Source organism: Pseudomonas syringae pv. tomato str. DC3000, from assembly GCF_000007805.1.
Lineage (GTDB): Bacteria > Pseudomonadota > Gammaproteobacteria > Pseudomonadales > Pseudomonadaceae > Aquipseudomonas > Aquipseudomonas avellanae.
The window spans coordinates 1,887,323-1,913,359 of record NC_004578.1 but is presented as its reverse complement, the minus strand read 5'-3'; the positions used below and the strand labels follow the sequence as shown (position 1 = coordinate 1,913,359).

The following is a 26,037-nucleotide window of genomic DNA, read 5'->3' as shown; positions in this document are numbered from 1 at the left end:
CGCAGTGTGGGTGACGCCAGTGAGTGTCCCCGATAACCGCCGGATATTACCACAACCGCCGGGGCGCTCACATCCTTTGCAGGCGCTGAAAACGAGCCACCTGCGCACAACCGCCTGAGAGACGCTTACAGGCCCGCGCAGCCGCTTTGGCCAAGCGGCTGCGCGTGCACAGCGTAGGTCAATGAAGGTGTTTGCGGCTCATCAACTGCGCCATGCGGGCGGTGTCGGGACGCTCGACGATGCCTTTTTCAGTCACGATGGCGTCGATCAGGTCTGCCGGCGTCACATCGAACACCGGATTGAAGGCCTCTACATCGGCGCCCACCCGCTGACCGCCGACTTCAAGCAGTTCGCGGCCGTCGCGTTCTTCAATGATGATGTCGTCGCCGCTGGCCATCTCCATGTCGATGGTCGAACTCGGCGCCACCACCATGAAGCGCACGCCGTGGTGCATGGCGGCAACGGCCAGCTGATAGGTGCCGATCTTGTTCGCCACGTCGCCGTTGGCGGTGATGCGGTCGGCACCGACGATGACCCAGGTGATGCCCTTGGTGCGCATCAGGTGGGCGGCGGCCGAGTCTGCGTTGAGGGTCACCGGGATGCCTTCATTGGCCAGCTCCCAGGCGGTGAGCCGCGAGCCTTGCAGCCAGGGCCGGGTTTCATCGGCATACACCCGCTCGATCATGCCTTCCAGGTGCGCAGCGCGAATCACGCCCAGCGCAGTCCCGAAGCCGCCAGTGGCCAGCGCCCCGGTATTGCAGTGAGTGAGCACGGTTTGCAGGTTGCCCTGATGCTTGCGGATCAGGTCGGCACCCAATTGCGCCATGGTCAGGTTGGCTTCGCGGTCGCTCAAGTGGATCGCCACGGCTTCTGCCTCCAGCGCCGCCAGAGGGTTGTCACCATTTTTCACGCGCATCAGACGGTCGCGTATCCGGTTCAGCGCCCAGAACAGGTTGACTGCAGTGGGGCGCGAATCGGCCAGCAGTTGCATGTCTTCTTCCAGCGCCGGGTACCAGTCGCCACCTTCGGCAATACGGGCGCGAGCGCCCAGCACTGCACCATAGGCGGCACTGATGCCAATGGCTGGCGCGCCACGCACGACCATCGTGCGAATCGCCTCGGCGACCCCCGCCGCCGTGGTGTAGCGGTGCCAGACCTCCTCGAACGGCAGTACCCGCTGATCCAGCAGGTACAGAGCGTCGTCCCGCCAATCGATGGCCTTTACTTTCTCTGCAGCCAACAGTCGATCGCGCATCGCCAACTCCATCTTGAACATCCGAAACCCAGCATCAAAAGCCGCTGATTATAGCGAGCCGCCTGCGAAGACGCTCGGGTATACTTCGCCATCAACGTAATAAGCGATGGAACCTTCTCATGCCGAACGCTACAGCACCGCTCGACCTTTTGCTCCTGCCCGCCTGGCTGGTGCCGGTCGAGCCCGCAGGCGTTGTGCTCAAGGACCACGGTATCGGCATTCGCGACGGCTGTATCGTCTACATCGGCCCGCGCGCCGAGGCGTTGCGGCAAAACGCCTCGCAGGTGCAGGAACTGCCCGGCATGCTGCTCAGCCCCGGCCTGATCAACGCCCACGGCCATGCGGCAATGACGCTGTTTCGTGGTCTGGCCGATGACCTGCCGCTGATGAGCTGGCTGCAGGACCACATCTGGCCCGCCGAAAGCCGATGGGTCGATGAAGACTTCGTGCGCGACGGCACCGATCTGGCCATCGCCGAGCAGCTCAAAGGCGGCATCACCTGTTTCTCGGACATGTATTTCTACCCCAAGGTTGCCGCCGAGCGCGTTCACCTCAGCGGCATGCGCGCGCAAATCACTGTGCCGGTGCTGGATTTTCCGATTCCGGGCGCTCATAACACCGATGAAGCGCTGCACAACGGCATCGAACTGTTCAACGACCTGGCCCATCACCCGCGCATCAAGATCGCCTTTGGCCCCCACGCGCCCTACACCGTAGGCGACGAGAACCTGGAAAAGGTCCGGGTCATCGCCGACGAACTGGACGCCATGATCCAGATGCACGTCCACGAGACCGCCTTTGAAGTCGAACAAGCCGTCGAACAGCATCAGGAACGCCCACTTGCCCGCTTGAATCGTCTGGGCATGCTCGGCCCGCGCTTTCAGGCCGTACACATGACCCAGATCAGCGACGCCGACCTGGCCTTGCTGGTGGAAAGCAACACCAGCATCATTCATTGCCCCGAATCCAATCTCAAGCTGGCCAGCGGCTTCTGCCCGGTTGAACGACTGTGGCAGGCGGGTGTGAACGTTGCAGTGGGCACCGATGGCGCGGCCAGCAACAACGACCTCGACCTGCTCGGCGAAACCCGCACCGCCGCCCTGCTCGCCAAGGCTGTCGCCGGTTCGGCCACGGCGCTGGATGCTCATCGGGCATTGCGCATGGCCACCCTGAACGGCGCTCGTGCACTGGGCATCCAGGCGGAAGCCGGCTCGTTGGAACTCGGCAAGGCCGCAGACATGGTCGCCTTCGACCTGTCCAGGCTGGCCCAGCAACCGATCTACGATCCGGTATCTCAGCTTATATATGCCACTGGCCGCGATTGCGTGAGTCACGTCTGGGTGGCCGGCAAACAGTTGCTCGACAACGGTCGCCTGACCCGAATGGACGAACACGCACTGCGCGATACCGCCATCGCCTGGGGTCAGCGTATTTCCGGTAAAGCCGAATAATTCGGTGCGGACCGAACACATGCCAGTCTGGCTTATCTATAAGCCAGACTGATGAAAACGAATTTTGAGTTCAAGAGGGACACCCATGAGCAACGTTGACCGCGCAGAAATCGCCAAATTCGAGGCCCTGGCCCATCGCTGGTGGGACCGCGAAAGCGAATTCAAGCCGCTGCATGACATCAACCCGCTGCGCGTCAACTGGATTGACGAGCGCGCCAACCTGGCAGGCAAGAAGGTGCTGGACGTCGGCTGTGGCGGCGGCATCCTCAGCGAAGCAATGGCCCTGCGCGGTGCAACCGTCACCGGTATCGACATGGGCGAGGCACCGTTGGCCGTCGCGCAACTGCACCAGTTGGAGTCAGGCGTCAGCGTCGAATACCGGCAGATTACCGCCGAAGACCTGGCCGAAGAAATGCCCGAGCAGTTCGACGTGGTGACGTGCCTGGAAATGCTCGAGCACGTGCCCGACCCCTCTTCGGTGATTCGCGCCTGCCACCGCATGGTCAAGCCCGGCGGCCAGGTATTTTTCTCGACCATCAACCGCAACCCGAAGGCTTATCTGTTTGCCGTGGTGGGGGCGGAATACATTCTCAACCTGCTGCCACGCGGCACCCACGACTTCAAGAAATTCATCCGCCCGTCCGAACTGGGTGCCTGGAGCCGCGATGCAGGCCTGCAGGTCAAGGACATCATCGGCCTGACCTACAACCCGCTGACCAAGCATTACAAGCTGGCCTCCGACGTTGACGTCAACTACATGATCCAGACCCTGCGGGAGGCATAAGCCATGCGCTTGAGAGCGGTTTTATTCGACATGGATGGCACTTTGCTCGACACCGCGCCGGACTTCATCGCCATTGCTCAGGCAATGCTGGCTGACCGCAGCCTGCCTGCCGTCGCCGACAAACTGATCCGCGACGAGATTTCCGGTGGCGCCAGGGCGATGGTCTCCGCGACCTTTGGCCTGTCGCCGGAAGCGCCGCAATTCGAGGCCCTGCGCCTGGAGTTTCTGGAGCGCTATCAACGTGACTGCGCTGCGCACAGCAAGCTGTTCGACGGCATGGGCGAGTTGCTGGCCGACATTGAAAAGGCCGGATTGATCTGGGGCGTGGTGACCAACAAACCGGTACGCTTCGCCCAGCCGATCATGGAGCAACTCGGCCTGGCCGAACGTTCTGCCGTGCTGATCTGCCCGGACCACGTTACGCACAGCAAGCCGCACCCCGAGCCGATGATTCTGGCCTGCAAGATGCTCGACCTGGACCCGGCCAGCGTTCTGTTTGTGGGTGATGACCTGCGTGACATTGAGTCCGGACGGGATGCAGGCACTAAAACCGCCGCCGTGCGCTACGGCTACATCCACCCCGACGACAACCCGGACCACTGGGGTGCAGACGTGGTAGTCGATCACCCGCTCGAGCTGCGCAAGGTGCTGGATAACGCACTGTGCAGTTGCTGAGTCATACCCCTACACGCGAGGCGCTTCATGTTTGATTACTCCGCGCACCCGGAACTGCTCAAGGGCCGGGTCATTCTGGTCACCGGCGCGGCTCGCGGCATCGGTGCTGCCGCCGCCAGAGCCTATGCTGCGCATGGCGCGAGTGTCGTGCTGCTGGGCCGAACCGAGGCCAGCCTTGCCGAGGTCAGTGACCAGATAAAGAGCGCAGGTCAGCCGCAACCGCTGATCATTGCACTAAATCTGGAAAACGCCACGGCGCAGCAGTACCGCGAGCTGGCAGCACGGGTCGAGCATGAGTTCGGCCGTCTTGACGGCTTGCTGCACAACGCATCGATCATCGGTCCGCGCACGCCACTGGAGCAATTGCCTGACGAAGACTTCATGCAAGTCATGCACGTCAACGTCAACGCCACTTTCATGCTCACCCGCGCATTGCTGCCACTGCTCAAGCGCTCGGAAGACGCTTCAATAGCCTTCACTTCCAGCAGCGTCGGCCGCAAGGGACGCGCGAACTGGGGCGCGTATGGCGTCTCCAAATTCGCCACCGAAGGGCTGATGCAGACCCTCGCAGATGAGCTTGAGGGCGTTACGGCCGTGCGCGCCAACAGCATCAACCCAGGCGCGACACGTACCGGCATGCGAGCGCAGGCCTACCCCGATGAAAACCCGCTGAACAACCCTGCCCCCGAAGACATCATGCCGGTCTACCTGTACCTGATGGGCCCCGACAGCACAGGTATCAACGGTCAGGCGCTGAATGCCCAGTAAGTGAAAACAGGCAGAATCGAACACAGGAAGACAAGAAAAACGAAGCGCACTTTCGTGACAGAAAACTGTCATAAAAGCTGTTTTCAAGGCATTTTCAGGTCAATGATTTGCCACAAATGGCTCACTGTCAGAGAGCTGGCGTCAGCTAAACCACTGATTTTAATAAGTCCAGCCAAAAGTGAACCGAATGGCGTGAGGTCCCCTCTAACCGAGCCAAGCCTACATTATGTGCTGAGGAGCGAAGAGATGAATTTTCCTACCCAGACCCATGCAATCGATTTCGATACGGCTGAACTGCAACGCCTCGGTTTTCGAAACCGACCCGATGCTGTGCTCCCGCCCCCGTCACTGCCCGAGCTGGTCTACCAGCTTGGGCGACAACTGCAGACCAGCCTGGAAGCCGAGCGGATATTGACCCTGTTTTTTCAGGGTGTGCAACGCTTCCTGCCATTGAGCGGCCTGGTCTACCGACACATCGAAAGCGACCTGCACCTGCGCCTGGGCGAAATGTCATCCGACAGCGCCAGCTTTCACCTGCGCCACGAGGGCAAGTGCATCGGCGAACTGGAGTTTCAAGGCGCCAAGCCTTTCGATACCCGGCAGCTGAGCGACCTCGAATCCCTGCTGGTCTGCCTGGTCTACCCGCTGCTCAATGCACTGCTGTACCGCATTGCCACGCAGACCGCACTGCGCGACCCGTTGACCAGTACCGGCAACCGCATCGCGATGGATCAGGGCCTGGCTCGTGAAATAGAAATTTCGAGCCGCCACAAGCAACCGCTGTCACTGCTGATGCTGGATATCGATCATTTCAAGAAAGTGAACGATGAATACGGCCATCACACTGGCGATGACGTGCTGAAAACCGTGGCACAAAGCCTGAAAGCGCAGTTGCGCAATATTGATCGGGTGTTCCGTTATGGCGGCGAAGAGTTCGTGGTGATTCTTTCCAACACCGGCGCCACGGCGGCCGAACTGATCGGCGAGCGCCTGCGTCAGGCGGTGCGCAACCTAGAGTTTCGCGAGCTTGACCCGGCACTGACCATGACGGTCAGCCTGGGCTGCTCGACACTGCTGCCGACGGAAACCGCCGACAGCCTGCTGCGCCGGGCAGACAACGCTCTGTACGTCGCCAAGCGCGAAGGCCGCAACCGTCTCGCCATGGCCAGCTAGCACCCCACTCCCCGCCCTCTCGCCCTGCTCCTACATTTCCAGTGCGGCAACCCGCCCACGTGGAGACTTTACCTTGTCCAGCTGAATGCAGCGTTCAAGGAACAGGTACATGTAGTCGTAGCTTTTGGTAACAGCCTGACGCAACTCGGCCTGCAATTGAAGACTCGGCTTGTTACCCACCAGTGTGCAAATGATCTCGAGCGCCTCCCAAGGGTGCGCGTCATCGTACTGTGCATGCATCTTGAGCCACTTCATGGACTTCTTGCGGGTCTCTTCCGCAAATGCCTCAGCGTACACGCCGGTGGAACAGACCACTGCCGACCACTCGCCGGTCGCCCCCTCAATGGCGTAGTTGGTGGCCGCCATCGCAACGGCCAGGGAGTCGGAAGAGCTGGTCTGCCAGCACCAGTGGCTCAGCGCGTGCAGTTCAGGGGCGACCCGCTGATCGTGGAGATCTTCAAGCGTCACGTCATGGGCCGCACACCAGTTCACCCAGTAGTCGGCATGATTGAGTTCGACACGAATATTGCGCATCAGCCAGCGCCGCGCCATGTCTTCGCCAGGGTGACGACCAAAGCGCGTCTTGGTGAGATTCTTGGCCATGTACACCGCAAATTGCTCGACGACTGGCCATCCGCCGATCAGGTACTGACGCATGATCTGCGGGCTCAGCTTCGCGTCACGCATCTGCTGGTACAACTCGTGCTCGACCACCCGCGCCTTTGCGGGACTGCAATCGTTGATCAACTGCTGCGCCCAGGCCGGGTAACTGCTGGCTTCCATGAGCGGACCGGTTCTCTCGAAAGTGTCGATCACTGTGTATCTCCTTATAAGGGGTTCAACTGATTAACGTAGCGTTCCTGGCGCGCCGAACATCAAGGGGTCAGGCCGTACGGGTTGAATGTACAGGCTCTCACACGTGAACAATTCAGGGCGCGCAATCAGATAGCCCTGTGCAAAATCCACGCCCATCTCCTGCAATGCAGACTCTACCTGCGGCGTTTCCACGTACTCTGCGATGGTGCGCTTGCCCATCACATGACCGATATTGTTGATGACTTCGACCATGGCCTTGTTGATCGGGTTGTCGAGCATGTCCTTTACAAAACTGCCATCAATTTTCAAAAAGTCCACGGGCAGATGCTTGAGGTAGGCAAACGAGGACATGCCTGAACAGAAGTCATCCAGGGAAAACTGACAGCCCAGCGCCTTCAATTCATTGATGAAACGGATGGCGCTGTCCAGGTCTGCAATGGCGCTGGTTTCAGTGATCTCGAAGCAGATCATTTCGGGCGCCACGGCAAAGGTCTTGAACTGCTGTTTCAGGTATTCGAGAAAAGTGTCATCTCCAATACTTGAACCGGACAAATTTATAGCACATAGCGCTTGCGGCACCTGATGCCGGTCATCGCTCTGGCATTGAGCGATGACTTTGAAGACATTCTGCACCACCCAACGGTCCAGCGTGGTCATCAGCCCATAGCGCTCGGCGGCCGGAATGAAGTTGTCCGGAACAACCATGCGCCCGGACTCGTCACGCAGGCGCAGGAGGATTTCAATGTGGCGAACCTCGTTGCCCTGATCCTTGATCGAAGCGATTTCCTGCGCATAAAGGCAGAAACGATTTTCATCCATTGCCATGTGCAAGCGCTGTATCCAGGCCATCTCGCCGAAACGCATCGACAGGGTCAGATCGTCGACGCTGTAGACCTGAACCCGGTTGCGGCCCTTCTCCTTGGCCATGTAGCAGGCCATGTCGGCAGCAGACAGCGACCCTTCCAGCGTGGCGGGCGTGTCGCCAAGGTGCACCAGACCAATGCTGACAGTGGTCATGAATGGCCGGCCTTTCCACATGAAATGCAGGCCCTGGACAATCTCGCGCAACGCCTCGGCAATGTCGTGCGCGGTGCTGGTGGTGCAGTCGACCAGCAACACGCCAAACTCGTCACCGCCCAGCCGGGCCAGCGTATCACTGTCGCGCAAGCCCTGCGGCAAGGCCTGACAGAGCTGGCGCAACAGCTCGTCACCTGCGGCATGGCCACCGGTGTCATTGACCAGCTTGAACTGGTCGAGGTCGAGAAACATCAGGCAGTGACTGCCGGTACTGCTGTCATCGAGCACCTGTTGCAAGCGTCGCTCGAACTCACTGCGATTGACCAGCCCGGTCAATGGATCATGAGCGGCCTGCCATGACAGATCAGCGATGTACTGCCGCTCCTGAGTCATGTCATGCAGCACCAGCACCGCGCCGCTGACCACCCCTTCGGTGTAGATAGGCGTACCGACCAGCGCCACCGAGACCGTGCTGCCATCCAGCCGCTGGATCAGCTTGCTGTCGGCGCTGCCGCCTTTGAGCTTGCCGGTGACAATCTGATCAATGAGCGTCGAACTGTCTTTCTGATCGTTTTCATCCAGCAGGTTGAACAATGCCGCCAGAGGCAGGCCGCTGGCCTGAGTGCTTTTCCAGTGCGTGAGGCCTTCGGCAGCGGGGTTCATGTACACGATAGCGCCCGCCACATCGATGGTGATCACCCCGTCGCCGATAGACTCAAGGGTAATCTGGGCGCGCTCTTTCTCCAGTTGCAAGGCGTCGGCAAACAAGCGCCGCTGGACGATCAGGCGGCGCACGCGCAACAGCGCGAGAAGAATCAGCACGACAGCGGTGAACAGATTGACCGCCATCAGCAGATTGAGGATAAACCTCGAACCTTCGCCCAGCGCATCGCTGAATGCCTTGGCCGCGGGCGTTACACCTTCGTTGATGACGTTGATCTGCACGCGCCACTGATCGACTTGCGCGGAGCCCACATCGCCGCGGCTGACCCGCTCGTGAATATGCAGTGCAAGCTCGTTGAGCTGCGTGAGGTAGCTGTCGCCCACTGCCCAATAATGAATGGCTTGTTTCATGAAGCTGAAGTTGTGGAAGTTCAGGTACATCCAGATGATGCCATTCACATCATCCGGGTGATTGCCGCCCTGAATGATCCCGGCACGGGCGTCTGACAGCGATGGAATAGGTTGGTCAAGCGCCTTGCGCAGGGCCTGGCCACCCTGTGGCACAGCGAAGGCGTTCTGGTACTTGAGGTAGTCACGTTCATCGTGGGTATTGGCGTACAGGCTCAGATAGTGGATAGCGTCTTTCTGACCCTTGGACCAGAGACTCTCACCCGCCACGTAGCTGCGCACCGCAGACATGGTGTAGAGGCTGACGCACCCCAACAACGCCTGAAACAGTGCGACGGCAATAAAAGGCCACACGATGCCCAGCAGACGGGGCTTGGAGAAGGTCCATGGTTGCTTCATGGGTTTCACGTCACCACATGCCTGAATAAACGTCTAGCGCAGAGACTAGGCTAAATTCGTCAATGATGGCAGGTGATTCTCCCGCAATTGAGCCAACCTGTGCGCTGATCGAGGCATTACCCATCAGATTTGTTGCAGATGTCCGTACAGCTTGGCGTAAAGACCTCCATCGGCAATCAGTTGCTGATGGTCGCCGTCTTCGACGATTCGCCCGCCGTCGAACACCAGCACCCGGTCCGCCTGCTTAACGGCTGACAGACGATGGGCGATGATCAGCGTTGTGCGGCTGCGCAGAAACCGCGCCAGGGCCTGGTGCAGGTTGAACTCGGTGGCGGCGTCCAGCGCCGAGGTCGCTTCGTCGAGGATGACCACTTTCGGATCGGACAACACCATGCGCGCGATGGCCAGGCGCTGGCGCTGCCCGCCAGACAGGCGCACACCGGAACGCCCCAGCACGCTGCCCAGGCCTTGCGGCAGGTCGCGAATGGCCGATTCCAGTTGCGCAACCTCCAGCGCCCTCCAGCAGGCTTCGTCGCTGCAGTCACGGCCCATGGTCAGGTTGGCGCGCACAGTGTCGTTGAACAGTGCCGGGTGCTGCAGGACCACGGCGACGTTCTCACGCACTGTGTCCAGACCGATATCCTGCTGACTGACGCCACCAAAGCGGATGACTCCGGTACGGGCCGTGTACAGGCCCAGCAGCAACTGCACCAGGGTGCTCTTGCCGCCACCACTGGCACCGACAATGGCGACCTTCTCGCCCGGTGCAATGCTCAGGTTCAGTTGGTCCAGCACCAGATCCTCGCCATAGCCGAAACTCAGACCGCGCACCTCGACACTGACCGTTTCGCGCCCCTTGAAAGGGTCCGCGCCGCCCGCGTAGTGCGGCTCGTCGGCACGCGCGAGCAGTTCGTTGATGCGCGTCAGAGCCCCGCCCGCCGCGTAATAGGCGTATTGCAGGTTCAGCAGTTGCTCAACCGGCGTCATCATGAACCACAGGTAACTGAAGACCGCGAGCATCTGCCCGATGGACAGGTCCGAGAACAGCACGGTGAGCATTGCCGCCGCGCGAAAGATGTCGATGCCGAACTGGAACAGCAGCCCGCTGGCCCGCCCGGAAGCGTCGCTTTTCCACTGTGAATTGATCGCGTAATCGCGAACTTCCTGCGCTTTTGCGCCCAGACGCCCGAGGAAAAAGCCCTGCCGGTTGCCTGCCCTGACCTCCTGAATCGCATCCAGGGTTTCGCTCAGCGCCTGAGTGAACCGCGAGGTACTGTCGTTTTCCAGTTTCTTGAGGTGTTTGACCCGCTTGCCCAGCTTCACCGTGAGCAGAATCACCAACGGGTTGAAGAGCATGATCAGCAGGGCCAGCTTCCAGTGCATCCACATCAGGATGCCCGCCGTGCCGGCCAGGGTCAGCGTAGACACCAGCAGGCGACTGAGGGTCTCGCCGACGAACTTGTCCAGCGTGTCCAGGTCGGTCACCAGATGCGTGGTGACTGTGCCGCTGCCCAGGCTTTCGTATTCGCGCAGGGAAATCCGCTTGAGGCGCTCGATCAGACGCAGCCGGATGCGATAGACAATATCCTTGGCCAGCCCGGCAAACAGCCGCGCCTGCAACACATTGAACACCAGCGCCCCGACCCGCAGCACCAGCGTCAGCAAGAGCATCAGGCCGATGTAACCCACAGCTTTTTGCAAGCTGTCAGGCAGCAGGTGGTTCATGACGTTGAGGGCAGCGTCGCCGCGCCCCAGCAATACTTCGTCGACCAGCAACGGCAACAGCAACGGGATCGGCACGCTGCACAGGGTCGCCAGAACTGCGACGCCATTGGCCAGCCACAGGGCTTTTTTATGGCGCAGCGCAAGACGACGGATCTCGGCCCAGCTCAGCGTATCGCGATGGCCGACTGACGATGGGTGAGCACCTTCGGGCAAATCATCACGCACTGGCGCCACGCTCCAGCCATCGGCCCAGCAGGGGAGCAAGACTGGCAAGTGGTTGATAACCATTGGTCAGCAGCGCCAGTTGCCCATTGCGCTCGGCGAGCAGGGTCGGAAACCCGGCAATGCCCAGATCCTGCGCCCAGGCGAAATCTGCCGCCGTTGCTGCCTGCCGCTCGGGGCTGTCAAATTCATCGGCAAACGCCTGACGTGACAGGCCAGTCTGTTCGGCCAGCTCAGCCAGCAACGACGGGCGCGTCACGTCGCGGCCTTCACTGTAAAAAGCCCGCTGGATCAGCCCAACCAGCGCCCAGGCGCGGTCCGGGTCGAGATGCCGGGCGGCAGTCACCGCCAGACAGGCCGGGGTCGTGTCATAGACAAAGCCTTCCGGCAGCGCGCCTTGAAGACGGAAAGTCTGGCCGGTGGCCTCTTCGACCGCCTGCCAGTGTTCAAGAATGTAACGGCGCTTGGCCGGTTCCAGCGCAGCACTTTCAGCGCGCAGACCGCCCATCACCAGATGCAACGGCACACCCGCCGCCCGAGCCTGTGCGACCAGCGCTTCGGCAACCGGAGCGAAGCCCCAGCACCACGAACACATGGGGTCCATGACATAGATCAGGCGGGAAGACATGGCTCAGGCCTCGGAGGGTAGGCGATAGTTGCGCCCGATAGGGTGGGGCTGATTGCGAGCCTTGGCCAGTTCGATCTGCTTTTGCCGGTCGATGGCGCTGCGGCGGGTTTTCTCGCTCAGCGAGTCCCAGCAATGCGGGCAACTGACGCCTGGCGCGTAATGCTCGCTGGCGCGGTCTTCGGCGCTGATCGGAGTGCGGCAGGCGTGGCACTGATCATAGTCACCTTCGGTCAGGTCATGGCGTACCGTGACCCGGTTGTCAAACACGAAACACTCGCCACGCCACTGACTTTCCTGCTCGGGCACTTCTTCCAGGTATTTGAGAATCCCGCCCTTGAGGTGATAAACCTCCTCGAACCCCTCGCCGAGCATATAGCTCGAGGCTTTTTCGCAGCGAATGCCACCGGTACAGAACATGGCGACCTTCTTGTGCACCGCCGGGTCGAAATGCGCCTTGATGTACTCCGGAAACTCACGGAAAGACGTCGTTTTCGGATCGATGGCGCCCTCGAACGTGCCAATCGACACTTCGTAATCGTTACGGGTATCGATCAGCAGCACTTCAGGGTCGGTGATCAGGTCGTTCCAGTCTTTGGGCTCGACATAAGTGCCCACGCTCTTGTTGGGGTCGACGCCCTCGACACCCAGGGTCACGATCTCTTTCTTGAGCTTGACCTTGGTGCGATAGAACGGCTGCTCGTCGCAGTAGGACTCTTTATGGTCGATGTCGATCAGGCGCGGATCGCTCTTGAGCCAGGCCATCAGGCCGTCGATGCCTTCGCGGCTGCCGGACACTGTGCCGTTGATGCCTTCGTCGGCAATCAACAGCGTGCCCTTGATGCCGTTATCGACCATGGCCTGCAGCAGTGGCTCACGAAAGGCTACGTAATCGCTGAGGGTCACGAATTTGTATAGCGCCGCTACGACGATCGGCTGATTGATCGACTCTTGAGTCATGTATCTCTCCAGTGGCGACCCTCGCAAAGGGCCTACCGGGCAAAAATGGCGGACAAAAAAAACGCACCGGCCAGGCGGCGCGGTGCGGATTCTAGCAAAAACCGGAGTGCAACAGGCAGGTCGGCAAATCAATTGCCCCGGCAAAGGGGCACGATCAGGACAACGCGTGAGTCAGTGACCGCCGGCGCAGGTCGGTGAAGCAGGCGCTGCACCGGTTTTGGCCCACTCGTCAGGCGTGTAGGTGTGCAGCGCCAGTGCATGAAACTCGCCCATCAGCGCACCCAGCGTGGCATAGACCTTCTGGTGGCGCTTGACCGAGTTCAGACCCTGAAACTGATCACTGACCAGCACCGCCTTGTAATGCGTCTGCTGGCCACGGCTGTGCATGTGGCTCTCGTCGAGCACTTGCAGGTGCTGCGGCTGCAGCAGCGCAAGCGCCGACTCGATTCGATTTTGCATGGTCATGGTGGGGCTCGCCTGTCAGGGCTTCTTGGCCGGAGCGGGAGCCGCTGCCTTGGCAGGTTCCAGTTCGGCGGTCATGTCAGCCAGCAGCTTGTTGACGACCGGCACTGCGCTTTCCAGCTTGCTCTGGGTCAGTTGCGCCGATTGCTGAGCCAGCTCAGGCATTTTGGTCATCACTTTCTTGCCCAGCGGGGACTGGTAGAACGCAACCAGATCCTTCAGCTCGCTTTCGGTGAAGTTGGCGGTGTACAGCTTGACCATTTCAGGCTTGAGCTTGTTCCAGCCAATTGCCTGGTCCAGCGCAGTGTTGGCTTTGGCCTGATAGGTTTCGAGCAGCGCTTTTTTCGATGCAGGTGCCTTGGTTTCAGCAAAACGCTGGGCGAACATCTGTTGAACCTGTGCGTAGACCGGAGCGCCCAGGCGGTCGGCGTTGGCAAGCTTCAGGAATGTTTCGGCGCTCGCGTTGTGACTGGCGGTGTCGGCGAAGACCTGGCCGCTGGCACAGACCAGGGCTACCGCGGTACAAATGGCACGAAGACGGGTCATCGAGTTTCCTTATCTAGCAAACGAGGCATTACCCCAGGGCCGACCATTCTGCGCTTATCTGGGCTTTTGGCTCAACCCCCGGTTCACCCAGCGGTTAAAAACCACTGCGCGGGAACCCTGTCGGCATATGGACACCTAACCCTGCAACGTACTTAAAGGAGTAAGACCAGTGAGCCGCACCGAAACCGACAGCATCGGCCCGATCGAAGTCCCTGAAGATGCCTATTGGGGCGCGCAGACCCAACGCTCACTGATCAACTTTGCGATTGGCGACCAGCGTATGCCGTTGGCCGTTCTGCATGCGTTGACCTTGATCAAGAAAGCCGCCGCACGCGTCAACGACCGCAACGGCGACCTGCCGGCCGATATCGCCCGGCTGATCGAACAGGCTGCCGACGAGGTGCTCGACGGTCAGCACGACGCGCAGTTTCCGCTGGTGGTCTGGCAGACCGGCAGTGGCACGCAGAGCAACATGAACGTCAACGAAGTGATCGCCGGCCGCGCCAACGAACTGGCCGGCCAGGGCCGTGGCGGCAAATCGCCGGTCCACCCCAACGATCACGTCAATCGCTCGCAAAGCTCCAACGACTGCTTTCCGACAGCCATGCACATTGCCACTGCGCAAGCGGTCAAGGAACAGCTGCTGCCGGCGATTGCCGAGCTGTCCAGCGGGCTGGCCGAACAGGCCGCGCGTCACATGAAGCTGGTCAAGACCGGGCGCACGCACATGATGGACGCCACGCCGATCACCTTTGGCCAGGAGCTTTCGGGGTTCGTCGCGCAACTGGATTACGCAGAAAAAGCCATTCGCGCCGCCCTGCCCGCCGTCTATGAACTGGCGCAAGGTGGCACCGCAGTCGGCACCGGGCTCAACGCGCCGAAAGGCTTCGCTGAAGCCATCGCGGCAGAACTGGCTGCACTGTCGGGCTTGCCGTTCGTCACCGCGCCGAACAAATTCGCCGCACTGGCGGGCCACGAGCCGCTGGCTGCGCTTTCCGGCGCATTGAAAACGCTGGCCGGCACCCTGATGAAGATCGCCAACGACCTGCGCTTGCTGGGTTCCGGCCCGCGTGCCGGGTTGGCGGAAGTCAGGTTGCCAGCCAACGAGCCCGGCAGCTCGATCATGCCCGGCAAGGTTAACCCGACTCAGTGCGAGGCCCTGTCGATGCTGGCCTGCCAGGTTATGGGCAACGATGTGACCATCGGTTTTGCCGCCAGCCAGGGCCATTTGCAACTGAACGTCTATAAGCCGGTGATCATTCACAACGTATTGCAGTCGATCCGACTGCTGGCCGACGGTTGCAGCAATTTCAATGAACACTGCGTCGCCGGCATGGAGCCAGACGCCGAAAAAATGGCTGAGCACCTTGAACGCGGCCTGATGCTGGTCACCGCGCTCAACCCGCACATCGGCTATGACAAGTCGGCGCACATTGCCAAAAAAGCCTACACCGAAGGCCTGACCCTGCGTGAAGCAGCGCTGGCGCTGGGTTACCTGACCGACGAGGAGTTCGACGCCTGGGTGCGCCCGGACAAGATGCTGGAGGCGGGCAGCAATGGTTGACGCCAAAAGCGGCGCGACACCCCTGGAAGGCAACGGCAAACGCATCCTGATGGTTTACGGTACGCCGAAAGCCATCAGTTTTTGCCACGCACTGGGCGACGCCTACGCGCAGACTGCACGGGGCGAGGGGCACGTGGTGCGGATCATCAGGCTGGGCGAGCTGGACTTCGACCCCATTCTGCACAACGGCTACGATCAGACCCAGACCCTGGAGCCTGACCTGCTCGAGGCGCAGCGCCAGATTCACTGGGCCGAGCATCTCGTGTTCGTCTATCCGGTCTGGTGGGGCGGCTTGCCGGCCCTGCTGACGGGTTTCTTCGACCGGGTGTTGACGCCCGGCTTTGCCTCCAAGGCCCACGGCCGCAAGCAGCACGCCAACGAATTGCTCAGGGGTCGGACGGCAGAACTGCTGGTGGCAATGGACACTCCGCCGCGCTACTTTCGCTGGATCTACGGCGCACCGGCTCACCGACAGATGGTGCGCACTATCTTGAGCTTTTGCGGCATCAAGACCACGCGCCTGACCGAGTTTGCCCCGATACACAGCGCCACCGAGCAACAGCGTCAGGAGTGGATTGTGCAAGCGCAGGCCTTGGGCAAGCGCTGACGGGCGCTTCGCTCAACGCGCCGGTCAGGAAACCTGCGCCAGCCTCGCCTTTCGTGCCCTGAGGCCGGCAACCAGCGAAGGGCCCAGCGCGGTCAGCGCAGACCCTAGCACCACCAGCAATGCGCCGCCGTAACCCAGCACATTTAACTCTTCAGCCTGCACATAGTCGGGCCAGAACCACGCGGCGCTTGCCACCGCAGCCAGCGTGACCAAAGGCGTGAGCGCAAGCGTCGCACTGACCCGCGACGCCTCCCAATGCGCCAGCGCCTCGGCAAAAGCGCCATAGGCCACCAGCGTGTTCAGGCAGCAAGCCAGCAGCAACCAACCTTGTAACGGGCTCAACAGCAACGCCTCGGCAGGATGCGCCCACGGCGTGAGCAACAGCGCACAGAACAGGTAGATCACCATCATGACCTGCAGCGAATTCCACACGGTCAGCAACTGTTTCTGACTCAAGCCATAGAAGGTCCAGATCGTCGAAGCCAGCAGAATGATCAGCACGCCGGTGGTGTAATCACCCAACGAGGTGAACAACTCCACCAGACGCTGATTGAAGAAGAAGCCGAAGCCGATCAGCAGCACCAGCAAACCGACGCCCTGCCCCAGACTGAAACGCTCCTTGAACAGGAAAATACTGCTGACCAGCAGGAAGATCGGGCCCACCTGCACCAGCAATTGCGTGGTGCCAGGGCTCAGCAGGCGCAAGCCGATCAGGTACAGCACGTAGTTGCCGACCAGCCCGAACACCGCCAGCAGCACCAGCACTTTGCCTTTGCGGCCCAGCACTTTGAAGCTGGGCAGGCGCTTGACCGACGCCAGCCAGATGAACAATAGCGCGCCGGAAACAGACAAACGAAACCAGGTCACGGTGACCGGGTCCATGACCTGCAGAACCTGTTTGAGCTTGATGGGCAGAATGCCCCAAAGCAGCGCGGTCAACAGTGACAGGCACAGGCCATAGACCCAGCGACCAGACGAGATGTGCATCGAAAATTCCGAAAAAGGTAAAACACGATCCCCATTCTAGGCGCTGACCTGAAAAGCAACAGCTACAGCTGGGCACGGTTAACGTCGCAAATTGTGTTCTTTACCGTTGATTGCCGTGATTGCGCTGATACGTGTCGTTGCCCATGGCTTGAATCTGGCCGTCGATCAGGGCATCGAAAGGCTTGAGCAGTGCCTCGAAAGCATTCGGCGCTTCCAGCGTCTGCAAGGTATGAACGATGGCTTCCAGCGTCGATAACGCCTCCGGGCCCGGCGCTTTGCGCAGCCGATAACGCGAAGCGGGCACGCTGCCGAGTGTCACCCTCGGCAGCGCGGCCAACAGCGGGTTGAGGTGCAGCAGCTTGCGCGCCTTGCGCCAGGTGCCATCCGGGACGACCAGCAGCATCGGCGTGGCATCAGGCGCGTAAGCCGTCAACGTCTCGGCCGCGTCGCCTGGAAACAGCAGCCGCGCCTGGTAGCCGGGCGGGTTCAGAAGCGTGTGCAGATCATCGAACACTTCACCCACGCACAGCTGCGCATTGACCAGCCCCAACGCTGCCAGTCGCGCAGTGTTCAAGGCATGACTGACTTCATCAGGATGCTGCAGGATCAACACCCGCGTGCGGCTTTCGATCTGCGGGATCAAGGCGCAGAGGCAATACCCAGTCGGGCGCAGGCATCGTTTACAGCGGGCGCGGGGCATCGATTCTCGCTCGGCCTGTCTTTAGGGGGTCAATCAAGCATGCTGCGTTGTGCCATGACCTGTGGTCCGGCATAACCGCCTGTCGAACAGCGGCGTAGTTTAAACAAAACGCCGCCGCTGCGCCGGGGCAAACCGTCGCCGCGACAGCGATTTGAGCTAGCCTTGAGGTTTGGGCTGGTCAATGAAGTACGCCTGCTGAATCTGACAAGATCAACATCAGGGGCTTTCATGAATCGCGAAGCAATCAAACAAAAGGTGTTTGACGCACTGGGCATCATTCTAGTGGACAAGAGCGTCATTGACGAAGGTGCCACGTTCAGCGAACTGTTTCTCGAAGACGACGACGTCGAAAACCTTTTCATCTCGCTGGAAGAAGCGTTCGACCTTACCTTCCCACGGCCCATCAAACAGCAGGCAATCGACAACGCCAGCGAATTCTCTCTGCACATGATCGTCGAACTGGTGGTCATGATGGGGAAGGAAACACAGTCGAGAGAGGAAAAAGACGAGAAACGCAAAAGAAAGCCCGGACTTCAGCATTGAAGAATGCCAGCCCCTTGATTCGGGGCGGTCCATTGCGCCCCGATGAGATTGCAGCGTTCGCTACCCTGCCAGCAGGGTCAGGCGAAAGGTTTACCGGCGTTGACGACGACGATTGTCATCGGCGCGAACCGGAATGGGTTGCAGCTTTGGTCGTTCGATCAGACCCAATGCAACGCCCAGATCATGGAGCCATTCTTGCAGTTTGGTATTCATGGAGCCCCCTTGAGGGAAAAACCCGGCAGTCAATCTGTACTCATCACTCACAAGGATCATAGAAGCAAATGAACCATTAGCCGAGTGTCACGGAAACATTTTTCCGATGCAGCCAATGTGACATTTGTGCAGGCTTGCTTCTAGTCTTTGCGACGGACGGCCTGTTACTGAACGTTGCATGGACACCGAAAAAATCAGTCGGGCTGCCGAATCAAACCCTCGCCATCTGTCATCGCCCGTTCAAGCAGGTCGGCGGGCAGGCTTTTGCTGGCACGCGCACCCAGCAACTTGAGCTGCTCGCTACGGCTGATCAGGTTGCCGCGCCCCTCGGTCAACTTGTTGCGCGCGGCCGAATACGCCTTGTCCAGTTGTTGCAGACGGTTGCCGACTTCATCCAGGTCCTGAATGAACAGCACGAACTTGTCATACAGCCAGCCTGCCCGCTCGGCAATCTCGCGCGCGTTCTGGCTCTGGCGCTCCTGCTTCCACAGGCTGTCGATCACGCGCAATGTGGCGAGCAGCGTCGTGGGGCTGACAATAACGATATTGCGATCGAAGGCTTCCTGAAACAGATTGGGCTCAGCCTGCAAGGCCGCTGAAAACGCCGCCTCGATCGGCACGAACAACAACACGAAATCCAGACTGTGCAAACCTTCGAGACGCTTGTAATCCTTGCCTGAAAGCCCTTTGACGTGATTGCGCAACGACAGTACATGCTGTTTGAGCGCAGCCTGACCGATGACATCGTCATCAGCCGATACGTACTGCTGATAGGCCGTCAGGCTGACCTTGGCGTCGACCACCACCTGTTTGTCGCCCGGCAGCATGATCAGGACGTCGGGCTGAAAGCGTTCACCATCCGGCCCCTTGAGGCTGACCTGGGTCTGATATTCGCGGCCTTTTTCCAACCCGGCATGTTCCAGCACGCGCTCCAGAATCAGCTCACCCCAGTTGCCCTGGGTTTTCTGTCCCTTGAGCGCGCGGGTCAGGTTGGTGGCTTCGTCACTCAGGCGCAGGTTGAGCTGCTGCAAACGCTCCAGCTCTTTGGCCAGCGAAAAACGTTCGCGGGCTTCGTTCTGATAACTTTCTTCGACGCGCTTTTCGAACGACTGGATGCGCTCCTTGAGCGGCGTGAGCAATTGCCCCAACTGCTGCTGACTGGTTTCCGCAAACCGCTGCTCGCGCTCGTCGAAGATCTTGCCAGCCAGTTCGGCGAACTGCGCGCGCAGTTCGTCCCGGGAACCCTGCAAGTCGTTCAGGCGCTGTTGATGGCTGTCCTGCTGTTCACGCAGCTCGGCATTCAGCGCTGCGCAGTGTGCGTCCAGGCGCCGCAACTCGGCTTCTCTGCTGGCCCGCTCATGGCTCCAGCCCTGCGCCGTTTCACGGGCGTTCTCGCTGTCCTGACGCAACAGCTCGACTTCGCGCCGCAGCGCGGCGAGGTCGGCCTGTTTGGCCGCGTTGGCCTGGCCAAGGTCGCTGACCTCGTCACGGCTGGCATCGAGCTGTGCATTGAGACCTTCCTGCGCCATTTGCGCCGTGCTCAGACGTTCGTCCAGCAGCGCGCTCTCGGCCTGACGCAGCGCCAGGCGACGCTGTAACTGCCAGAGCAATGCCAACAATGGCAGCGCTGCTGCAGCAAGACCCAGTAACAGGCTGTTCAGGTCCAGTGCCATAAAGACTCCATGCAGGCTGAATCATCGCCAGCGGCAGTGTGGGTAACGCGGATAATGCAGCACAAACACCGTGTGCAGCGAGGCGAGATCATCAGGCGGGGGCAAATCGGGGGAACGGATTGTACGCATTTTCAGCGCAACGCACAGCCCCTGATTCGGGGACAATTCACTCGGTACAATCCACAGAAGCTGTGGATAACTCAGTGGACAACCCACCTTTAACTTCCGCAAACGCAAGCAGGATGGGGCCTGCGCTCAAACTGACGATTTTTTCACCAGCTAAAAAAAACGATGTTTTTCATTGACTTAATAATTCACCATAATAAATCAAACCCTTAGCAACGCTTGTGACAGTGATGTGGCAGCTTGCAGCGCTAATGTGCACAACTCCTGGCACAGGCCTTTTTCAGCTATTTCATCCCTCATATAATCGTTGCTCAATTGCATCGTATTCTCAGTAAATACGTGGCTTTCACGTGCTTTTACGGCCCGCAAATCATCGCCACCGCAAGCGCTTTCATCCGCGCAATGCTGCCGAAAAACCCGTCTGGCGATAAACTGCGCTTTTTGCGGTCAAAGCACTGCTCAAAAATACCCTGTTGTCAGTCGTCGACGACTCAATGAATGGATCCATCAGGAAGATAATGCGGGAAATACTCAAGTTGTTTGTCTTGCTGATGGCCGTTTGCGTCATCGCCGTCGCGGCCAGCCTGGTGCTGCCGTCACCGGACGGCAGTGTTTTCGCGTGCGCCGTGCTGCTGTCGGCCATTGCCGTGACGCTGATCATCTGCAGCGACCTGAGCAGGGGCCGCATCAACCAGACCGGCGACATCATGCGCGCGATCGAACACCGCCACTCCCTGCGCCTGACCATCGCCGCCTACCTGCTGGGCTGCTCGATGGTGGCCTCTGCGACGGTGCTGATCTATCGGTTGATCGGGCACTGGTAAATTTATTCGATAGCCCCCTTGCACTGCTGGTGCGGCATCGGTAGTATTGCCGCCGTTAGTACCAAGCTGAAAATCAATTCCGGTCGACAAGTCACCCGACAGACACTCCTCCATGCGACGAGAATGTTGGCAACAAGGGATCGACCACCTCGATGGTTTCCAGACATGAACCTTTCGCACTGATGCACCATTTGGGGTGGCAGTGCAGACACGGCTCTCATGGTCTGCTTCAACCAGCCTGCAATTGATCAGGATCTTCACCCGGAGCGTAGAACCTTTGCTCCTGTTGTGTTGCCTGCCCTCCTAAGTACCTACCGGTCAGCCAGAGCGCCATACTATAAAGCGCGCTTCAACTGCCTGTCTTGTTCCAGTCAGGTTCTCCGCCCAGCCAGGCTTTTGTATCAAATGTCGGCCCGCGTTTACTGGAATCTTTATTTATGCACGGTATTGTTCCGTGTTGTTTCAGGAAACACCTTGAATATGAATACTCAAACTCAACATGCAATTCACACGCTTACCCATGCTTTTGCCCCGATGAACTGCCTGATCATGGCCGCTCGCAAAGGCTGCTTCAGCTTCACCATCGTCAACGAACATGGCATCGCTCGTCACAGCGAACGCCTGTACCCCGATCAGTACGCCAGCGCAGAACCGCTGCAGGCTGTGATCGAGCGTACCCGTCAGGCCCTCATTGCCTGACGACAGCCGTCCACCGCAAGCCCGAAAGCCCCGCCCTGCAAAGCGGGGCTTTTTTATGCCTGCAATAATAGCGACCCGAAAAACCAAAAGTGCGTCACTGTAACTTCGTAACAAATTGAAGTTCTTACCACATAATCAGGATTGTCCTACAAGAATAGCTCTAAATCGGGCTCCTCAGGCTATAGCGCGCCATCGAAAATGTTGGTAATTTCCGATCGGTGAACAACAAGGAGTTCTAATAATGAAAATAATGACAAAAGCACTTAACCGGACAACTCTTGGACTCGCCCTGGGTCTGGCTTCTTCTCAACTGCTCGCTGCCGGCTTCGCCCTCAACGAACAAAGCATCAGCGGCATGGGCACCGGCTTTGCAGGTCGCTCCTCCTCCGCCGACGATGCCAGCACCGTGTTCGGCAACCCTGCCGGCATGTCGCGTATCAAACGCGAACAAATCAGCGTAGGCGCCGCAGCCGTGATCGCCAAGACCGACATCGACAATGGTCGTGGCACGTTCGGCGGCAGCAACGACGGTGACATGGTTCCCGTGGTTGGTGTGCCAATGGGCTACTACGTCAAACCTATCGATGATCACTGGGCATTTGGTCTGGGCGTGTACGTTCCGTTCGGCCTGGTCACTGATTACGAGAAAGGCTTTGCCGGCCGTTACTGGGGTGACAAGAGCCACGTACAGATCGTGACCTTTCAGCCGACCGTCAGCTACGCATTCAATGACAAGGTTTCTATCGGTTTTGGCCCGACCATCAACCGTATCGACGGTGAATTGACATCGGCTGTCCCTAACCGAGCGTCCCTCGGCACCAACGATGGCAAGGTGAAGATCAAGGGCGATGACACTGCAATCGGCTTCAATGCCGGTATTCTGGTGCAGGCTACTGACACCACGCGCCTGGGTCTGACTTACCATTCCAAAGTCGATTACAAGCTCGAAGGCAAGACCAAGGTAGAAGGCTCTGGTTTTGGTCCTTTCGGCGGTCAGAAGTATGACGCCTCGCTGGATATCTCCACGCCTGAGTCGGTGGACTTCTCCATCACTCAGCAGCTTGATGAAAACTGGACCGTTTATGCAGGCAGCACCTGGACTCGCTGGAGCCGCCTGAAAGACATCACGGTCGAAAACAGCGGCGTGCCCACAGCATTGGCCTCAAGCATTGGCACCATTACGGAAGAACAGGACTGGCACGACACTTGGGCACACGCCATCGGTGCTTCGTACAAGGTCAATAAGGAGTGGACGCTGCGCACTGGTTTCTCTGTTGATCAGTCGCCGACCAACAACGTTAATCGATCCCCTCGCATCCCGACTGGCGATCGCAAGATCATCAGCTTCGGTGCTGGCTGGAGCCCGACCGACGACCTGACCATTGACGTGGCGTACTCGTACCTGCGTGAAGATGAAACCAAGATCCGCGACAGCAGCGCGACCAAAGGCTCGTACAGCGCCGATTACCGCAATACGGCGCATGGCCTTGGCACTTCAGTTACCTATCGTTTCTGATAAGTAGCGGTCATCAGGCTGAAAAAAACCCGCAACCGGTAACGGTTGCGGGCTTTTTATTGCGTGCTTGGTGCGCTCAATATTATGCACAAGTCCGGAACGGCCAGGCACGCTGTGCTTTGACTATCGTGCCGATGCTCTGCGTCGGTATGCAGTTCTGGACGCTCTGCGTCCTCTATGTGGCCCTGCGCGTCAGTGCCACCGCGCTAGAAAAGCGCTTTATTTCAACTATCGTGCGACGCTCCGCGTCGGCATGCAGTTCTGGACGCTCTGCGTCCTCTGTGGCGCTGCACGTTACACAAGGGGTCTGCGATGTCAGGGGTATTGATGTAAGACTCAAGGCACCTTTTCGCCCCTCGGCGAGTTACTTTGAAGGATCAAAGTAACCAAAATCCCGGCTCCGTTTCCGGCCCGACGTCGTCGGGTTCCTTCGCCCTGTCACTGATCCGGGGGCCGCCGCAACGGGCCATCCTTGGCCCGGTGCGGCTTGCTCGGCGTCCTGCCTCGCATCCCCCGGATCAGCGTCAGGACTCAGCCGTCACTTACGTCGCAATCTACGTCGTCAGTGCCACCGCGATAAAAAAGCGCTTTCGTTTATGGGCAGCGATTACGGGCAGGATATGACACCGTATTCATACACTCAACACCGACTAAGGCTTCGACGCTATCGCCTTCTCAATCGCTGCAATCAATTCAGGATCATCCGGTTTGGTCATGCTGGAGAAGTTGGCGACTACTTTGCCTTGACGGTCGACCACGTATTTGTAGAAGTTCCAGCGTGGCGCGCTGCTTTGTTCGGCCAGTACTTTGAACAGGTGGGTCGCATCGTCACCACGCACGGCTTGTGGCTCGGTCATGGTGAAGGTCACGCCGTAGTTGACGTAGCAGACTTTGGCGGTCTCCTCGCCGTCCTTGGCCTCTTGTTTGAAGTCGTTGGACGGCAGGCCAAGCACTTCGAGCCCCTGCCCTTTGTAGCGCTGGCTCAGTTCTTCAAGCCCTTTGAACTGCGGGGCAAAGCCGCAGAAGCTGGCGGTGTTGACCACCACCAGCGGCTTGCCGGCGAAGCGTTTGCAAAGGTCGATGTTTTCCTTGGCGCGCAGCTTGGGCAGTTCCCCTTGCAACAACGGCGGGCAGTCGGCGGCCATTACCGCGCCGCTCATCGAAAGCAGCAGAAGAGGGATCGAAACAAAGCGAATTTTCATCATGGCGTCCCTGAAGAGTATTGTTGTCTGCCGACACGCTACCCCAAGCAACGCCGTCTGCCTAGCAAGCGCCAAGGCCCAGTTGCAATGCGGCCAGCCCGACCTGTTGCCAGGCCCACCAGACCAGCCCCAGCAGCGCCACGCCGGCCAGCACGGCAGACAGCAATGGCCAGCGCCCGCTCATGCCAGACCGCCCTGCGCTTGCAGCCTGGCCACCGGACGTTCGCGCACTGGCCAGTTCAGCGCAGCCGCCAGCAGGCTCAGCAGCACTGATACCTGCCAGATCAGGTCGTAGCTGCCGGTACGGTCGTAGACCAGGCCACCCAGCCAGCCCCCCAGAAACGCGCCCAACTGATGAAACAGGAAAACGATACCGCCCAGCATCGACAAGTTGCGTACGCCGAATAGCGTCGCCACCGTGCCGTTGGTCAAAGGTACGGTGGACAGCCACAGCAAGCCCATCGCCACGCCGAACAGATAGGCCGTGGTCTGACTGAGCGGGACCGAGATAAACAATACAATAACCACCGCGCGCAGCAGATAGAGCGCTGTCAGCAATCTCGGCTTGGACATGCGCCCGCCCAGCCAGCCCGCGGTGTAAGTGCCGAAGATATTGAACAGCCCGATCAACGCCAGCACCGTGGTGCCGACCTTGGCGGGCAAGTGCTGGTCCACCAGGTAGGCGGGCAGATGCACACCAATGAACACCACCTGAAAGCCGCAGACAAAAAAGCCCAGCGCCAGCAGCCAGAACCCCGAATGCGAGCAGGCTTCACGCAGTGCCTCACCGAGGGTCAGTTCGACGCCTCTAGAAACACTCGGCGTGTCCTTGAGCATGCCCACCAGTGGCAGAATCAACGCAACCATCACGCCCAGCACCAACAAGGCGCCGGACCAGCCCAGCCAACTGATCAGCCCCAGGGTACCAGGCAGCATGGCGAACTGGCCGAACGAGCCCGCCGCGCTGGCGATACCCATGCCCATGCTGCGTTTCTCGGCAGGCAGCGCACGCCCTACTACACCGAGGATGACCGAGAACGAAGTGCCGGACAGGCCGATGCCGATCAATAACCCGGCGCTCAACGAAAGGCTCAGGGGCGAATCAGCCATGCTCATGCACAACAGCCCCACGGCATAAAGGATACCGCCGACAAAGACGACTTTTGCTGCACCAAAGCGGTCAGCCAGCGCGCCGGCAAACGGCTGCGCCAGGCCCCACATCAGGTTTTGCAACGCGATGGCAAACGCAAAGACCTCACGCCCCCAGCCGAAATCCGCGCTCATGGGCGCCAGGAAAAGCCCGAAACCGTGCCGTGTGCCCAGCGATAACGCCAGGATCAACGCACTGCCCAGCAGAATCCAGCCGCTGGTACGCCAGATCGATGTCATGGTGAGCTCCCTGCACGTTGTGTTACATGATTTTACATAGGAGCC

At 59.6% G+C, this 26,037-nt stretch carries 26 protein-coding genes and 1 pseudogene; 12 read left to right on the top strand and 15 right to left on the bottom strand.

All coding sequences use genetic code 11. The annotated features are described in order from the left end of the window. Positions 1-178: 178 nt before the first annotated feature. On the bottom strand, positions 179-1,255 hold the full coding sequence (mtnA, locus tag PSPTO_RS09095) for an S-methyl-5-thioribose-1-phosphate isomerase (RefSeq protein ID WP_005766742.1): 1,077 nt from the start codon (positions 1,253-1,255) through the stop codon (positions 179-181). Positions 1,256-1,374: 119 nt separating this feature from the next. On the opposite strand from mtnA, the gene PSPTO_RS09090 reads away from it, so the two are divergent. From PSPTO_RS09090 to PSPTO_RS09070, 5 genes are all read left to right on the top strand, one after another. After that, the gene (locus PSPTO_RS09090; RefSeq protein WP_005766740.1) at positions 1,375-2,706 is read left to right on the top strand and encodes a TRZ/ATZ family hydrolase; all 1,332 of its coding nucleotides are present in this window, start codon (positions 1,375-1,377) and stop codon (positions 2,704-2,706) included. A gap of 85 nt (positions 2,707-2,791) precedes the next feature. Next, positions 2,792-3,490 (top strand): bifunctional 2-polyprenyl-6-hydroxyphenol methylase/3-demethylubiquinol 3-O-methyltransferase UbiG, encoded by a 699-nt coding sequence (gene ubiG / locus PSPTO_RS09085; RefSeq protein ID WP_005766737.1) that lies wholly within the window; start codon positions 2,792-2,794, stop codon positions 3,488-3,490. 3 nt (positions 3,491-3,493) lie between these two features. Next, positions 3,494-4,165: an N-acetylmuramic acid 6-phosphate phosphatase MupP gene (gene mupP, locus PSPTO_RS09080; protein ID WP_011103692.1), complete on the top strand. Its 672-nt coding sequence runs from the start codon at positions 3,494-3,496 to the stop codon at positions 4,163-4,165. A 27-nt stretch (positions 4,166-4,192) separates the two neighbouring features. Beyond that, positions 4,193-4,933: a YciK family oxidoreductase gene (locus PSPTO_RS09075; protein ID WP_007245137.1), complete on the top strand. Its 741-nt coding sequence runs from the start codon at positions 4,193-4,195 to the stop codon at positions 4,931-4,933. A gap of 246 nt (positions 4,934-5,179) precedes the next feature. Further along, the gene (locus tag PSPTO_RS09070) at positions 5,180-6,106 is read left to right on the top strand and encodes a GGDEF domain-containing protein (RefSeq protein WP_005766730.1); all 927 of its coding nucleotides are present in this window, start codon (positions 5,180-5,182) and stop codon (positions 6,104-6,106) included. Positions 6,107-6,136: 30 nt separating this feature from the next. Here the strand turns inward: PSPTO_RS09070 and PSPTO_RS09065 are convergent, their stop codons facing one another. The 7 genes from PSPTO_RS09065 to PSPTO_RS09035 form a co-directional block, all read right to left on the bottom strand. Beyond that, complete coding sequence (locus PSPTO_RS09065; protein ID WP_005766727.1) at positions 6,137-6,922, bottom strand: TenA family transcriptional regulator; 786 nt, start codon at positions 6,920-6,922, stop codon at positions 6,137-6,139. A gap of 30 nt (positions 6,923-6,952) precedes the next feature. Then, positions 6,953-9,409, bottom strand: a complete 2,457-nt coding sequence (locus PSPTO_RS09060; RefSeq protein ID WP_011103691.1) for an EAL domain-containing protein — start codon at positions 9,407-9,409, stop codon at positions 6,953-6,955. A gap of 123 nt (positions 9,410-9,532) precedes the next feature. Then, positions 9,533-11,302, bottom strand: a complete 1,770-nt coding sequence (locus tag PSPTO_RS09055) for an ABC transporter ATP-binding protein (RefSeq protein WP_161797811.1) — start codon at positions 11,300-11,302, stop codon at positions 9,533-9,535. Positions 11,303-11,351: 49 nt separating this feature from the next. Next, a complete protein-coding gene (locus tag PSPTO_RS09050) occupies positions 11,352-11,984 on the bottom strand; it encodes a DsbA family protein (RefSeq protein ID WP_011103690.1) in 633 nt (210 codons plus the stop codon). Between the two features lie 3 nt (positions 11,985-11,987). Beyond that, entirely contained in the window at positions 11,988-12,941 is a 954-nt protein-coding gene (locus tag PSPTO_RS09045) for a rhodanese-related sulfurtransferase (RefSeq protein ID WP_005766720.1), read from the bottom strand. A gap of 171 nt (positions 12,942-13,112) precedes the next feature. Continuing rightward, on the bottom strand, positions 13,113-13,406 hold the full coding sequence (locus PSPTO_RS09040; protein ID WP_003378929.1) for a BolA family protein: 294 nt from the start codon (positions 13,404-13,406) through the stop codon (positions 13,113-13,115). 15 nt (positions 13,407-13,421) lie between these two features. Further along, positions 13,422-13,949 (bottom strand): DUF2059 domain-containing protein, encoded by a 528-nt coding sequence (locus PSPTO_RS09035; protein WP_003314637.1) that lies wholly within the window; start codon positions 13,947-13,949, stop codon positions 13,422-13,424. A gap of 169 nt (positions 13,950-14,118) precedes the next feature. Between PSPTO_RS09035 and PSPTO_RS09030 the strand changes: the two genes are divergently transcribed. Further along, the gene (locus tag PSPTO_RS09030) at positions 14,119-15,513 is read left to right on the top strand and encodes a class II fumarate hydratase (RefSeq protein ID WP_005766716.1); all 1,395 of its coding nucleotides are present in this window, start codon (positions 14,119-14,121) and stop codon (positions 15,511-15,513) included. Further along, positions 15,506-16,120, top strand: coding sequence for an NAD(P)H-dependent oxidoreductase (locus PSPTO_RS09025; protein WP_011103689.1), 615 nt, complete (start codon positions 15,506-15,508; stop codon positions 16,118-16,120). Before PSPTO_RS09030 ends, PSPTO_RS09025 begins: the two co-directional genes overlap by 8 nt. 24 nt (positions 16,121-16,144) lie before the next feature. Here PSPTO_RS09025 and PSPTO_RS09020 read toward each other — a convergent pair whose 3' ends face one another. Then, positions 16,145-17,107, bottom strand: coding sequence for a DMT family transporter (locus PSPTO_RS09020; RefSeq protein WP_005766711.1), 963 nt, complete (start codon positions 17,105-17,107; stop codon positions 16,145-16,147). 100 nt (positions 17,108-17,207) lie between these two features. Further along, positions 17,208-17,807, bottom strand: coding sequence for a tRNA-uridine aminocarboxypropyltransferase (locus tag PSPTO_RS09015; protein ID WP_005766709.1), 600 nt, complete (start codon positions 17,805-17,807; stop codon positions 17,208-17,210). Between the two features lie 228 nt (positions 17,808-18,035). Between PSPTO_RS09015 and PSPTO_RS09010 the strand changes: the two genes are divergently transcribed. Then, a complete protein-coding gene (locus tag PSPTO_RS09010) occupies positions 18,036-18,350 on the top strand; it encodes a hypothetical protein (RefSeq protein WP_005766707.1) in 315 nt (104 codons plus the stop codon). Positions 18,351-18,440: 90 nt separating this feature from the next. Here the strand turns inward: PSPTO_RS09010 and PSPTO_RS30490 are convergent, their stop codons facing one another. Beyond that, complete coding sequence (locus PSPTO_RS30490) at positions 18,441-18,563, bottom strand: PA1414 family protein (RefSeq protein WP_003378919.1); 123 nt, start codon at positions 18,561-18,563, stop codon at positions 18,441-18,443. Between the two features lie 194 nt (positions 18,564-18,757). Continuing rightward, entirely contained in the window at positions 18,758-20,122 is a 1,365-nt protein-coding gene (rmuC, locus tag PSPTO_RS09005; protein WP_163004347.1) for a DNA recombination protein RmuC, read from the bottom strand. A gap of 758 nt (positions 20,123-20,880) precedes the next feature. Here rmuC and PSPTO_RS09000 point away from each other — a divergent pair. The 3 genes from PSPTO_RS09000 to PSPTO_RS08990 all read left to right on the top strand — a co-directional run bounded on the left by PSPTO_RS09000 (position 20,881) and on the right by PSPTO_RS08990 (position 23,401). Next, positions 20,881-21,186, top strand: coding sequence for a hypothetical protein (locus PSPTO_RS09000; RefSeq protein ID WP_005766701.1), 306 nt, complete (start codon positions 20,881-20,883; stop codon positions 21,184-21,186). Positions 21,187-21,666: 480 nt separating this feature from the next. Next, positions 21,667-21,885 (top strand): hypothetical protein, encoded by a 219-nt coding sequence (locus PSPTO_RS08995; protein WP_003378914.1) that lies wholly within the window; start codon positions 21,667-21,669, stop codon positions 21,883-21,885. A gap of 250 nt (positions 21,886-22,135) precedes the next feature. After that, positions 22,136-23,401 carry an OmpP1/FadL family transporter gene (locus PSPTO_RS08990; protein ID WP_046463934.1) on the top strand — a complete coding sequence of 422 codons (1,266 nt, stop codon included), beginning with the start codon at positions 22,136-22,138 and terminating at the stop codon, positions 23,399-23,401. A 650-nt stretch (positions 23,402-24,051) separates the two neighbouring features. Here PSPTO_RS08990 and PSPTO_RS08985 read toward each other — a convergent pair. After that, positions 24,052-24,603, bottom strand: a complete 552-nt coding sequence (locus PSPTO_RS08985) for a glutathione peroxidase (protein ID WP_011103684.1) — start codon at positions 24,601-24,603, stop codon at positions 24,052-24,054. A 14-nt stretch (positions 24,604-24,617) separates the two neighbouring features. Here PSPTO_RS08985 and PSPTO_RS30650 point away from each other — a divergent pair. After that, positions 24,618-24,668, top strand: a pseudogene (locus PSPTO_RS30650) (LEPR-XLL domain-containing protein); the annotation flags it as partial. Here PSPTO_RS30650 and PSPTO_RS30485 read toward each other — a convergent pair. Together PSPTO_RS30485 and PSPTO_RS08980 are read right to left on the bottom strand one after the other, a co-directional pair. Continuing rightward, positions 24,665-24,787, bottom strand: a complete 123-nt coding sequence (locus PSPTO_RS30485) for a hypothetical protein (RefSeq protein WP_003381613.1) — start codon at positions 24,785-24,787, stop codon at positions 24,665-24,667. The pseudogene PSPTO_RS30650 and the gene PSPTO_RS30485 sit on opposite strands and share 4 nt — an antisense overlap. After that, positions 24,784-25,983, bottom strand: coding sequence for an MFS transporter (locus PSPTO_RS08980; protein ID WP_161797812.1), 1,200 nt, complete (start codon positions 25,981-25,983; stop codon positions 24,784-24,786). The genes PSPTO_RS30485 and PSPTO_RS08980 overlap by 4 nt, the downstream gene beginning before the upstream one ends. Between the last annotated feature and the right edge of the window lie 54 nt (positions 25,984-26,037).

Excerpts from the sequence above, each read along its gene's own strand:
- mtnA (WP_005766742.1), bottom strand. The coding sequence starts at position 1,255 with ATGCGCGATCGACTGTTGGCTGCAGAGAAAGTAAAGGCCATCGATTGG.
- PSPTO_RS09020 (WP_005766711.1), bottom strand. The coding sequence starts at position 17,107 with ATGCACATCTCGTCTGGTCGCTGGGTCTATGGCCTGTGCCTGTCACTG.
- PSPTO_RS08990 (WP_046463934.1), top strand. The coding sequence starts at position 22,136 with ATGACAAAAGCACTTAACCGGACAACTCTTGGACTCGCCCTGGGTCTG.
- PSPTO_RS09015 (WP_005766709.1), bottom strand. The coding sequence starts at position 17,807 with ATGCCCCGCGCCCGCTGTAAACGATGCCTGCGCCCGACTGGGTATTGC.
- PSPTO_RS30485 (WP_003381613.1), bottom strand. The coding sequence starts at position 24,787 with ATGAGCGGGCGCTGGCCATTGCTGTCTGCCGTGCTGGCCGGCGTGGCG.
- PSPTO_RS09070 (WP_005766730.1), top strand. The coding sequence starts at position 5,180 with ATGAATTTTCCTACCCAGACCCATGCAATCGATTTCGATACGGCTGAA.
- PSPTO_RS30490 (WP_003378919.1), bottom strand. The coding sequence starts at position 18,563 with ATGAATACCAAACTGCAAGAATGGCTCCATGATCTGGGCGTTGCATTG.
- PSPTO_RS09025 (WP_011103689.1), top strand. The coding sequence starts at position 15,506 with ATGGTTGACGCCAAAAGCGGCGCGACACCCCTGGAAGGCAACGGCAAA.
- mupP (WP_011103692.1), top strand. The coding sequence starts at position 3,494 with ATGCGCTTGAGAGCGGTTTTATTCGACATGGATGGCACTTTGCTCGAC.
- ubiG (WP_005766737.1), top strand. The coding sequence starts at position 2,792 with ATGAGCAACGTTGACCGCGCAGAAATCGCCAAATTCGAGGCCCTGGCC.
- PSPTO_RS08995 (WP_003378914.1), top strand. The coding sequence starts at position 21,667 with ATGAATACTCAAACTCAACATGCAATTCACACGCTTACCCATGCTTTT.
- PSPTO_RS09060 (WP_011103691.1), bottom strand. The coding sequence starts at position 9,409 with ATGAAGCAACCATGGACCTTCTCCAAGCCCCGTCTGCTGGGCATCGTG.
- PSPTO_RS09045 (WP_005766720.1), bottom strand. The coding sequence starts at position 12,941 with ATGACTCAAGAGTCGATCAATCAGCCGATCGTCGTAGCGGCGCTATAC.
- PSPTO_RS09050 (WP_011103690.1), bottom strand. The coding sequence starts at position 11,984 with ATGTCTTCCCGCCTGATCTATGTCATGGACCCCATGTGTTCGTGGTGC.
- PSPTO_RS08985 (WP_011103684.1), bottom strand. The coding sequence starts at position 24,603 with ATGAAAATTCGCTTTGTTTCGATCCCTCTTCTGCTGCTTTCGATGAGC.
- PSPTO_RS09075 (WP_007245137.1), top strand. The coding sequence starts at position 4,193 with ATGTTTGATTACTCCGCGCACCCGGAACTGCTCAAGGGCCGGGTCATT.
- PSPTO_RS09040 (WP_003378929.1), bottom strand. The coding sequence starts at position 13,406 with ATGACCATGCAAAATCGAATCGAGTCGGCGCTTGCGCTGCTGCAGCCG.
- PSPTO_RS09035 (WP_003314637.1), bottom strand. The coding sequence starts at position 13,949 with ATGACCCGTCTTCGTGCCATTTGTACCGCGGTAGCCCTGGTCTGTGCC.
- PSPTO_RS09090 (WP_005766740.1), top strand. The coding sequence starts at position 1,375 with ATGCCGAACGCTACAGCACCGCTCGACCTTTTGCTCCTGCCCGCCTGG.
- PSPTO_RS09000 (WP_005766701.1), top strand. The coding sequence starts at position 20,881 with ATGCGGGAAATACTCAAGTTGTTTGTCTTGCTGATGGCCGTTTGCGTC.
- PSPTO_RS09010 (WP_005766707.1), top strand. The coding sequence starts at position 18,036 with ATGAATCGCGAAGCAATCAAACAAAAGGTGTTTGACGCACTGGGCATC.